At 34.0% G+C, this 9859-nt stretch carries 8 protein-coding genes; 7 read left to right on the top strand and 1 reads right to left on the bottom strand.

The window, feature by feature from the left end:
• Positions 1-178 precede the first annotated feature (178 nt).
• A complete protein-coding gene (locus RWZ86_RS07605; RefSeq protein ID WP_314681077.1) occupies positions 179-2887 on the bottom strand; it encodes a thiol-activated cytolysin C-terminal domain-containing protein in 2709 nt (902 codons plus the stop codon).
• 168 nt (positions 2888-3055) lie between these two features.
• On the opposite strand from RWZ86_RS07605, the gene RWZ86_RS07600 reads away from it, so the two are divergent.
• From RWZ86_RS07600 to RWZ86_RS07570, 7 genes are all read left to right on the top strand, one after another.
• Positions 3056-4612, top strand: coding sequence for a 5'-nucleotidase C-terminal domain-containing protein (locus RWZ86_RS07600; RefSeq protein ID WP_314681075.1), 1557 nt, complete (start codon positions 3056-3058; stop codon positions 4610-4612).
• A gap of 128 nt (positions 4613-4740) precedes the next feature.
• Positions 4741-5424, top strand: a complete 684-nt coding sequence (locus tag RWZ86_RS07595; protein WP_314681073.1) for a response regulator transcription factor — start codon at positions 4741-4743, stop codon at positions 5422-5424.
• Positions 5399-6418 carry a sensor histidine kinase gene (locus tag RWZ86_RS07590; RefSeq protein ID WP_314681071.1) on the top strand — a complete coding sequence of 340 codons (1020 nt, stop codon included), beginning with the start codon at positions 5399-5401 and terminating at the stop codon, positions 6416-6418. The genes RWZ86_RS07595 and RWZ86_RS07590 overlap by 26 nt, the downstream gene beginning before the upstream one ends.
• A gap of 85 nt (positions 6419-6503) precedes the next feature.
• Entirely contained in the window at positions 6504-7391 is an 888-nt protein-coding gene (gene rapZ, locus RWZ86_RS07585) for an RNase adapter RapZ (RefSeq protein WP_314681069.1), read from the top strand.
• The gene (locus RWZ86_RS07580; RefSeq protein WP_314681067.1) at positions 7388-8407 is read left to right on the top strand and encodes a YvcK family protein; all 1020 of its coding nucleotides are present in this window, start codon (positions 7388-7390) and stop codon (positions 8405-8407) included. Before rapZ ends, RWZ86_RS07580 begins: the two co-directional genes overlap by 4 nt.
• A gap of 66 nt (positions 8408-8473) precedes the next feature.
• Positions 8474-9409 carry a DNA-binding protein WhiA gene (whiA, locus tag RWZ86_RS07575; protein ID WP_227932360.1) on the top strand — a complete coding sequence of 312 codons (936 nt, stop codon included), beginning with the start codon at positions 8474-8476 and terminating at the stop codon, positions 9407-9409.
• Positions 9410-9491: 82 nt separating this feature from the next.
• A partial coding sequence (locus RWZ86_RS07570; protein ID WP_314681065.1) for a single-stranded DNA-binding protein occupies positions 9492-9859 on the top strand: 368 nt, incomplete at its 3' end.

The following is a 9859-nucleotide window of genomic DNA, read 5'->3' as shown; positions in this document are numbered from 1 at the left end:
AGACTTAATTTGGTGTTAAATTTGATTCACCAACAGAATTTGTCGATGAGCCAAATTTTCCTGCGGTATCAGCCGATGTGGCTGATACTGCTCATACTACTATGGGAAGTCTTTTCTCATTTTAGTCGTCAAAAAAACACACTAAATTCTTAGTGTGTTTTTTCGTATATACATTCAGTTATTGCTCAGCAATTTTAGAGTTTAAAGTTGTTCCCCAATGGGTGATTGTACGTTGTGAATTGTTCAATAATAAATTATTATCATAAATCGGTTTCCACCAGTTCCAGAATAAACCAGTCGCCTTTTCAATTTTTACACGAACGTTTTTCATATTAGCTTTTACAGAAAGATTCAGAACATAACCACTTGTTCGACTCACACCATTACCTTCCCAACTCTTAGAACGAATAGTCTGATTTCCATTTTTATCTGTACTAATTTCATCCCAAGTAATCGTATAACGTGCTACATAAGCACCTTTATGTTGAATCGTTAAAACTTTATCTTTAGTAGTTGAAGGATGGGATGGTTGATTTATTGGAATAATTTGAATATTCGCATCTTTTACAGGAGTATGTCTAAATACTTCTACTTCAGCTAAGCTTAGTGCTTGATGTTCATGTCGCAATTGAATACGGACAAATCTTCCAAATTGACCATTGAATTGTACATCTAAGTGGTTGGAAGTCAATTGATTAATATATTGTCTAGAAACTTCTTGCCCCTTATCGTTATATAAGATGACATCAAAATTCGATAAACGTTTGGCAACTTCGCCATCTCCACGATTGAATAATCTTACGAATCCTACTTGTTCATTTCGACCTAAGTCTACTTGCCACCAAGCTTTATTTTCAAAATTTGTGTGCGTGATGGAGTTTTGAGAATAAGAACTATTAGTGTTTCCATCTAAAGCACGGTTCGCATCTCCACCGTAAGCTGTTGAACTTTGCGAAGCTTGTTTCTTCCACGCGATATTTTCTGCACGTAAGACTTGAACTTCTGCAAGGCTAAGAGCATTATGTCCTTCTAATTCAATTCGAACAAATCGTGCTTTTTTATAATCAATCGCAAGTTGAGCAGAAGCATTTGTTAAAGCAGAGATACGTTTACGCTCAATTTCATTTCCAAAACTATCTAAAAGAATAACGTTGAAATTAGAGAGTCGATCTTGAGCAGTATCAGTACGATTGAAAATATTAATTTGACGAATTGTTTCTTCTTTATCTAAATCAACTTGCCACCAAGGTTTTGACTGGAAATTTGTATGAGTAACAGATTGATGACGGAAATCTCCATCTGTTTTGCCATCGACTGCACGACTAGCATCCCCACCAAAGGCAGTTGAACTTTGAGTGACACGTTTACCTAATGCTACATTTTCTAGTAAGTCAACACTTGGTTGAGTTGGATTTTCAGGAGTAGCAGTTTTTTTGATAAATTGAACCTTTTTTAATTGAGGGTCACGATATCCTTGGCTATCTAATGTCGAACGTTTTCCAATATTAAAGTTATCAAAGGAATTTAAACGACTTTCAAAATATCCACGAGAACCATGTTTCAAACTAGCGTTACCCGTAGAAGTGACAACATCAGCATCATTATGAATTAATGAGCCGACTACATTATCATTATCAACAACATAATGTTTGATTTTCCCATTTATGGCTAGCTTTTTACTTTCTAAACCAACATCCCAAAATCCATTATTCGCATTCCAAACAGTACGTGATGTAATGACTTTTGGAGCATTAAAGGTCGTTACTTTTTTCAATACTTGTTCATAAAACTTAGGATATCTTTGATAAGCTTCTACGGCAGCAATTTGTGCTAGGTATCCCCCAAGAGAGTGTCCTGTCATATATAAATTTGTAATACTAGAATCTTTTGCTAATTCTCCAACTACTTTTCGAATATCATCTGCTTGAGCAGGTTTGTTTCCACCAAATAATACTAAATCGGTAGTTAAATCCTTCATTTCGCTAGGATTTGTTCCACGGATTGCTAGCATTTGAACAGTGTTGTCTTTTAGATAGGCTAAATCGCTTTTTGTTTCAAATAAAAATGCATCCATTCCACTTGTTGTGTGATAAGATTTTTTTAATTTCCAAAATGGAGCTAATTCATTGTGCATCATTTTAAATTCTTGTTCTTTTAGAAAGAGACTTGGATAAGGTTTTGTGTGATCTAATACTTTATTGATAGAAGTCTCATCTTGATAAGCAAGATTCATGAAGAAAATGGCATCTCTATCAGTCATATACCATTGTTTTTTATTATCATCTTCATTATCTCGTAAACCATCCCCATCACTGTCTTCTAAAAGTGGATGACTATGGTAACCTACATATTCTTTATTATTTTTACGATAAATATAAATTTCATCTTTGTTTTTAATGCCATCGTGATCATCGTCACCTTCCGGATTTAATGGTTTTTCTCCGTATAGGGAGTGATCGATTAAATGATCTTCAGATTGAAGTTCCCCTTTAGAAATTTTTAAGGCATCTTCAGCTGTTAAGCTTCTTACAGATTGATGCTCTTTTGCTGTTTCTTTAACTGCTTCTTTTTCAATGAATTGGTTTTGTTTAATAGAAGAAGTATCGTTTGGCATCTTACCTGTTAGTGTTAAAATGTCAGGAGCTGTGGCTTTATTATTTTCATTATTTTGTGTTTGTTTTGTTCCTATAGTTGGTTGAATCTGGTTGTTTTGATTCATTTCTTTTGGTTGAACTATTGAATTAGTTGAAGTATTTGCTTTAGAAGGTGCAATTGTATTTGCACTAGCTATTGAAGCATTCATAAAAATTGAGCCTATAGCAATAGAAGCTACCCCAATACTTAATTTTCGAATACTAAATTGTAAAAAAGATTTCTTAAAATTCATTCTTTATTTCCTTTCATGATAGTAATTGTAGTATACAGGAAAGTTAGAACAGAAACAATTTTTTGAAAATAGGATTTTATGAGATAGAATCAAAGTGGACTCTAGCTATATATTTTAATGCTAATATGATACAATGAACTGTGACTAAAGAGTGAAATGAGGGATAAAATGGAAATCAAAATTATTGAAACAAGTGATATGCATGGATATGTATTACCTACAAACTATGCTGAAAGAAATTTAGATTTAGGTTTTAGTACGGCAAAAGCTGCGACTATTATTAAAAAAATCAAAAAAGAAGCAAAGGGACCAGTTGTTCAAATTGAAAATGGAGACTTCATTCAAGGTTCACCATTGAGTTACTATGTTCGTAAACAAGGTCATCATATTGCCAATGACTTAACAAAAGTTTTAAACTATTTAGAATACGATTTAGGAATTTTAGGAAATCATGAATTCAACTATGGATTAGATTATTTACGTGAAGCGATTGAATCCTACAATCATCCAATTATTTGTGCAAATATTCTTTCTAAAACAGGAGAGCAAGTATTTGGAGATCCTTATCGTATTATCGAAAAAGAAGGCGTTAAAATTGCCGTTTTAGGATTAACAACTCCATATATTCCAAAATGGGAACAACCTGCAACCGTTAAAGATTTAACGTTTGTTAGTGCTTTAGAAACTGCACAAAAATATGTACCAGAAATGCATGAAAAAGCGGATATCGTAGTGGTGACGTATCATGGAGGGTTTGAATCAGATTTAGAAACTGGTGAACCAACTGAGTTATTAACAGGAGAAAATGAAGGGTATGCGATTGCGACTAAAGTACCTGGAATTGATGCTCTTGTAACAGGACACCAACACCGTGTGATTGCGACAAAAGTAAATGGGGTTCCCGTTATTCAACCTGGTTACCGTGGAGCTTATGTAGGTGAGATTAGCTTACAAGTTGAAAAAAAAGGCGACCGTTATGTTGTTGTTAATAGCCAAGCGAAATTACATGAAACAGCGGGAGTTAAAGCAGATCCTAAAGTGTTAGAAATGTTTGAAGAATTACAAGCAGATGTTGAAGATTGGTTAGACACACCAGTAGGAACTGTTGTTGGAGATATGACGATTACAGATCCTCAACAAGCAAGATTAGTCGAGCATCCTTATATTGAATTTATTAATAAAGTTCAAATGGAAGCAACGGGTGCAGATATTTCGGGAACAGCTTTATTCAATAATGAAGGACGAGGGTTTGGTTCTCAAATTGCGATGCGTGACGTCATTACAAACTACATTTATCCAAATACTTTAGCAGTGTTAAAAATTTCTGGAGAAGATTTACGTTTAGCATTAGAAAGAGTAGCGACTTACTTTATTGTAAAAGATGGGGAAGTTCAATTTAATCCAAAATATATCGAACCAAAACCACAGTATTATAATTATGATATGTATGAAGGTATTGAGTATACGCTTGATTTTACAAAACCATTTGGTGAACGAGTGACGAGATTAGACTATCATGGAGCTCCTGTTCAAGATACGGATGAATTAGAAGTTGTAACAAACCAATATCGTGCAGTAGGTGGAGGAAACTACGCAATGTTTAAACCAGAAAAAATTGTACGTGAAGTACAAATTGATATGACAGAATTAATTGCGGATTATATGAAAAAACATCCTGTATTAGAAGCGACAACGAACCAAAACTTTAAGACAATTATAAAATAAATTTTTAAAACAATGATGAAAAAACATTTTCCTTTATGTCCTAGCTACTAAAGGAAGGTGTTTTTTTCTTATTTATTCCGTGATACAATCAAGGTGTATAGGAATGTTTAGAAATTGAGGTGAAATGGATGCATACGGTGATGATTGTGGAAGATGAACCTATTATTCGTGATGCTGTAGCTCAGGAATTAAGTAAATGGAATTATCAAGTAGCATGTGTAACAGATTTTAATAAAGTAATGAATGATTTTGTAAAAGTAAATCCTCAGTTAGTGATTTTAGATATTACTCTTCCATTTTTTAATGGCTATTATTGGTGCCAAGAAATTCGTAAAATTTCGAATGTACCGATTTTATTTTTATCTTCTCACCAACAACCGATGGATATTGTTATGTCGATTAATATGGGGGCAGATGATTATATTACCAAACCTTTTGAAATGCCGATATTAGTAGCTAAAATCCAGGGACTTTTCCGCCGTGCATATGAATTTGTCGGAACTCAAGATTGGATTGAATATAAGGGGGCGACACTACATTTGAAAACAACTCAATTTACTTATAACCAACAAGTAATCGATTTGACAAAAAATGAATTTCAAATTTTACGTGTGCTATTTGAAAGAGTCGGCAGTTATGTCAGTCGAGATGAATTGATGAAGGAATTATGGAATAGTGATTTCTTTATTGATGATAATACTTTAACGGTTAATGTCGCCCGACTTCGTAAAAAATTAGAAGAATGCGGTCTAGTGAATTTTATTACGACTAAAAAAGGGATCGGTTATGGGTTGGTGGATTCCAATGAGTAAAGAAAAGAGACAGTTCATTAAACAGTGGCTATTCAGTCATAAACATTTTCTAGTGTATATCGCTTTTATTCTATGCTTATGGCTAGTCTTTGGTTATGCTTTTAATGCACTGGAATGGATGTTGTATTTAATAGTACTAGTGGTAATTTTTTCAGGCATATTTTTAACTTCATGGTGTGCAAAGGATTTTCTGCAGTATAAAAAAATAAAGGAAAATCCAAATTGGAAAGAATTGCTTCAAAGTGAAAAAGTGTGGACGACGTCTGAACAATTTTTATTAGAGACTTTAGAGGAGTATGCTACTCAACTAGCACAAGCTGAATTTCAACAAAGAGAAGCTTATAAAGAGCAATTAGATTACTATACGATGTGGATTCATCAAATTAAGACAAGTATTGCTTCAAGTCAATTATTAATTCAAGCTTTACCAACTCTTCCGGAAAAGAGTCCATTGGAACAAGAGTTAATTAAAATTACGACGTATACTGATTTTGTCCTGCATTACGTGAGAATGGAGACTTTTCATCAAGATTTAGTGTTAAGAGAACATTCTTTGGACAGTATGATTCGTCAAATTTTGAAGAAGTTTGCAACGTTCTTTATTTATAAAAATCTTCGCTTGTCCTATGATGCTATCGAGCAAGTGATAGTGACAGATGCGAAATGGTTTAGTGTGATTTTAGAACAAATTTTATTAAATTCCATTAAGTATACGGACAAAGGTGGGCAAATTTCGATTTATTTAGACGGACCTTATTTATGTATTCAAGATACAGGAATCGGAATTGCAGAATCTGACCAGCAACGAATTTTTGAACGAGGATTTAGTGGATTTAATGGAAGAATGAATTACCATTCTTCAGGATTAGGTCTATACTTATCTAATGAAATTGCGAAAAATTTAGGTTTAGAATTATCCGTAGAATCAGTTGTTGGAGAAGGAACAACTTTAAAAATTTTATTACAGCAAGATAAGTTAGATACAAGGGCTTAAAAGGAGAGAAAATCGCTTAAAATTTCCCATGGAACGCCCGGATATGTTATGATAGAGAGAACGAAATAGGAGAGGTGAATGACACATGGTAGATCAATTAGAATTAGTGGTCATTACAGGAATGAGTGGCGCTGGAAAAACAGTCGCAATGCAAAGCTTCGAGGATATGGGCTATTTTTGCGTTGACAATATGCCACCAAGTTTATTACCAAAATTTTGGGAATTAGTAAAAGAATCTGGAAAAATTACAAAAATCGCATTAGTCATCGACTTACGTTCAAGAGCGTTCTTCGATGAAATTATGACATCGATTAGTGGGTTAGATAATACTTCATTTATTACTACGAAAATTTTATTTTTAGAAGCAAGTGATGATGCATTAGTTTCTCGTTATAAAGAAACTCGTCGTACTCACCCGTTAGCAGGGGACGGACGTGTATTTGACGGGATTGTAGCAGAACGTCGATTATTACAAGATATTAAAGTTCGTGCGCAAAAAGTCATTGATACAACAACTCTTTCTCCAAGAAAATTACGTGAGGAAATTATGCATACTTTCTCAAATGGAGATAGTGATATTTTTACAATTCAAGTGGTATCATTTGGATTTAAATATGGGATTCCAATTGATGCGGATATCGTAATGGATGTTCGTTTCTTACCAAATCCACATTACATTGACGAATTACGTCCATTAACAGGACAAGACCATGCTGTTTATGACTATGTGATGAGTCAACCTGAAACAAAAACTTTCTATCATAAATTTATGGAATTATTAGACTTTGTTATTCCTGGTTATAAAAAAGAAGGAAAATCAAGTGTCACAATTGCGATTGGATGTACAGGTGGTCAACACCGTTCTGTTGCATTAACAGAACGTACAGGAAGAGAATTAATGTCTGATTCATATCATGTAACGATTTCTCACCGAGATAAAGATAAACGTAAAGAAGGGAATGGTCGTTCGTGATTTTTGAAGTAGAGCCTCAAGAAAAGAAGCGAAAGAAAGGTCCTAAAATTACCGTCATTGGTGGAGGAACAGGATTACCTGTCTTATTAAGAAATTTAAGAAAACAAGATGCTGAAGTAACTGCGATTGTAACAGTTGCCGATGATGGAGGAAGTTCTGGTGTTATTCGAGACTATATTAACGTTGTACCTCCAGGAGATATTCGTAACTGCTTATGTGCATTATCTCCAATGAATTCCTTACAAAAAGATATTTTCCAATATCGTTTTAAGTCGGATGATCAATTTTTCGCAGGGCATGCGATTGGGAATTTAATTATTGCTGCTTTAACAGAAATGCATGGAAATAATATTTTTGATGCGATTCGTTTGCTTTCTAGAATGATGAGTATTGAAGATCATGTTTACCCTGCTGCAGAAGAACCATTATTGTTAAGAGCAGAATTTGAAGATGGAACGATTGTAGATGGAGAGTCTAAATTAGTGAAACATCGTAAAAAGATTAAGCATGTAAGTGTTCATACTTACGATGAAAATCGTAAACCAATCGCTTCTCGAGATGTTGTGGAAACAATTATGGAAGCGGATATGGTCGTTATTGGACCAGGAAGTTTATATACAAGTATTTTGCCAAACTTAATGATTGAAGATATTGGACGAGCTGTTTGCGAAACAAAAGCAGAAGTTGTGTATATTTGTAATATTATGACACAATTAGGAGAAACAGAACATTTTACAGATAGTGATCATGTTCGTGTATTGCATGAACATTTAGGGGAACATTTTATTGATACAGTATTAGTGAATACGGAGTCAGTTCCAGATGAATATTTAAATCAGCAAAAGCATGAAGAATATTTGTATCAAGTAAAATATGATTTCCAAGGATTACGTGACCAAGGTTGCCGAGTGATTTCGACAGATTTTCTTAAATTAAGAGAAAATGGCGTCTATCATGACGGGCAAAAAGTCATTGATGAATTATTTACTTTATTACGAAGTGTAAAACATGATTAATGAAAAAGAAGTGGGGAAGAGCAATTGTTCTTTCCCACTCCTATTGTATAGAGAAAGGGGGCTATTATGTCATTTGCATCTGAAACGAAAAAAGAATTAACGCAATTAGAAGTACATATTGAGCATGCAAAAGCGGAATTAGCAGCACTCATTCGTATGAATGGGTCTTTGAGTTTATTTAATCGTCAGTTTGTATTAAATATTCAAACAGAAAATGCTGCGATTGCGAGGCGTATTTTCGTATTATTAAAACAGCATTATCAAATTGAAAGTGAATTACTAGTTCGCCGTAAAATGAAATTGAAGAAAAATAATGTGTATATTGTACGTTTAAAACAAGGAACTAAAGAAATTTTAAGTGATTTAGGTATTATGGAAAACTTGGAATTAATTACACATATTCCACTTGAGATTCGTGATAATGAAGAAAAAATGCGTTCTTATTTAAGAGGAGCATTCTTAGCGGGGGGATCCGTTAATAATCCTGAAACGAGTCGCTATCATTTAGAAATTTATTCTAACTATGAAGAACATAATGAAGATATTTGTGATATGATGAATGCTTTTGGGCTCAATGCCAGAATGATTGAGAGAAGAAATGGATTTATTACTTATTTAAAAGAAGCAGAAAAAATTGCCGATTTTCTTGCACTCATTGGTGCAGCGAATGCGATGATGAAATTTGAGGATATTCGTATTGTACGAGATATGAGAAACTCGGTGAATCGTTTAGTGAACTGCGAAAATGCCAATATTAATAAAGTCGTTACAGCAGCTTCTCGTCAAATGGAAGATATTTTATTCATTGAGGAGAAAGTTGGGTTAGAGGCATTACCTGTAAAATTATTTGAATTAGCGCAAGTGAGAAAAGAAAATCCGGATATTAGTTTGAAGGATTTAGGGGAGATTATTCCTTCTGGTTCGATTTCGAAATCGGGGGTAAACCACCGCTTGAGAAAAATATCTGAATTTGCTGAAAATTTAAGAAAAAATATTTCGTAAAAAAATATTTTTTGAGATTTTTTTCGTACTTATAGAGTGAAGAACAATTTGTTCTTTAATCATTCAATGGAGGTACGGAAAAATGAATCATGTTTCATTAATTGGTCGTCTAATTAAGGACGTCGCTGTTCATCAATCTGAGAAGGGGAATTCTGTTTGTCGAAATACTTTGGCAGTGCAGAATATTTATAGGCAGAATGATGGGGATAAGCAGACGGATTTTATTCAGGTGATTGCTTTTGGGAAGATGGCGGATCGGATTCAACGTTTTGTGAAGAAGGGCGATCGTTTAGGGATTGAGGGTCGTATTCATTCGAGACATTATAAGAATCGTGATCAGCAGGATGTTTATGTGACGGAGGTGATTATTGAGGAATGTTATTTCTTAGAGCCTAAGTCGCAAGAAACTGAACCAGAAGAAAATGACGAGTTTGCTTCGATTTTCACGGT

Source organism: uncultured Granulicatella sp., from assembly GCF_963545075.1.
GTDB lineage: Bacteria > Bacillota > Bacilli > Lactobacillales > Aerococcaceae > Granulicatella.
This window is presented reverse-complemented; position numbering and strand designations above follow the sequence as displayed.

Bases quoted from the DNA above. Each gene is read 5' to 3' on its own strand.
- RWZ86_RS07605 (WP_314681077.1), bottom strand. From the start codon at position 2,887: ATGAATTTTAAGAAATCTTTTTTACAATTTAGTATTCGAAAATTAAGT.
- RWZ86_RS07595 (WP_314681073.1), top strand. From the start codon at position 4,741: ATGCATACGGTGATGATTGTGGAAGATGAACCTATTATTCGTGATGCT.
- RWZ86_RS07590 (WP_314681071.1), top strand. From the start codon at position 5,399: ATGGGTTGGTGGATTCCAATGAGTAAAGAAAAGAGACAGTTCATTAAA.
- rapZ (WP_314681069.1), top strand. From the start codon at position 6,504: ATGGTAGATCAATTAGAATTAGTGGTCATTACAGGAATGAGTGGCGCT.
- whiA (WP_227932360.1), top strand. From the start codon at position 8,474: ATGTCATTTGCATCTGAAACGAAAAAAGAATTAACGCAATTAGAAGTA.
- RWZ86_RS07600 (WP_314681075.1), top strand. From the start codon at position 3,056: ATGGAAATCAAAATTATTGAAACAAGTGATATGCATGGATATGTATTA.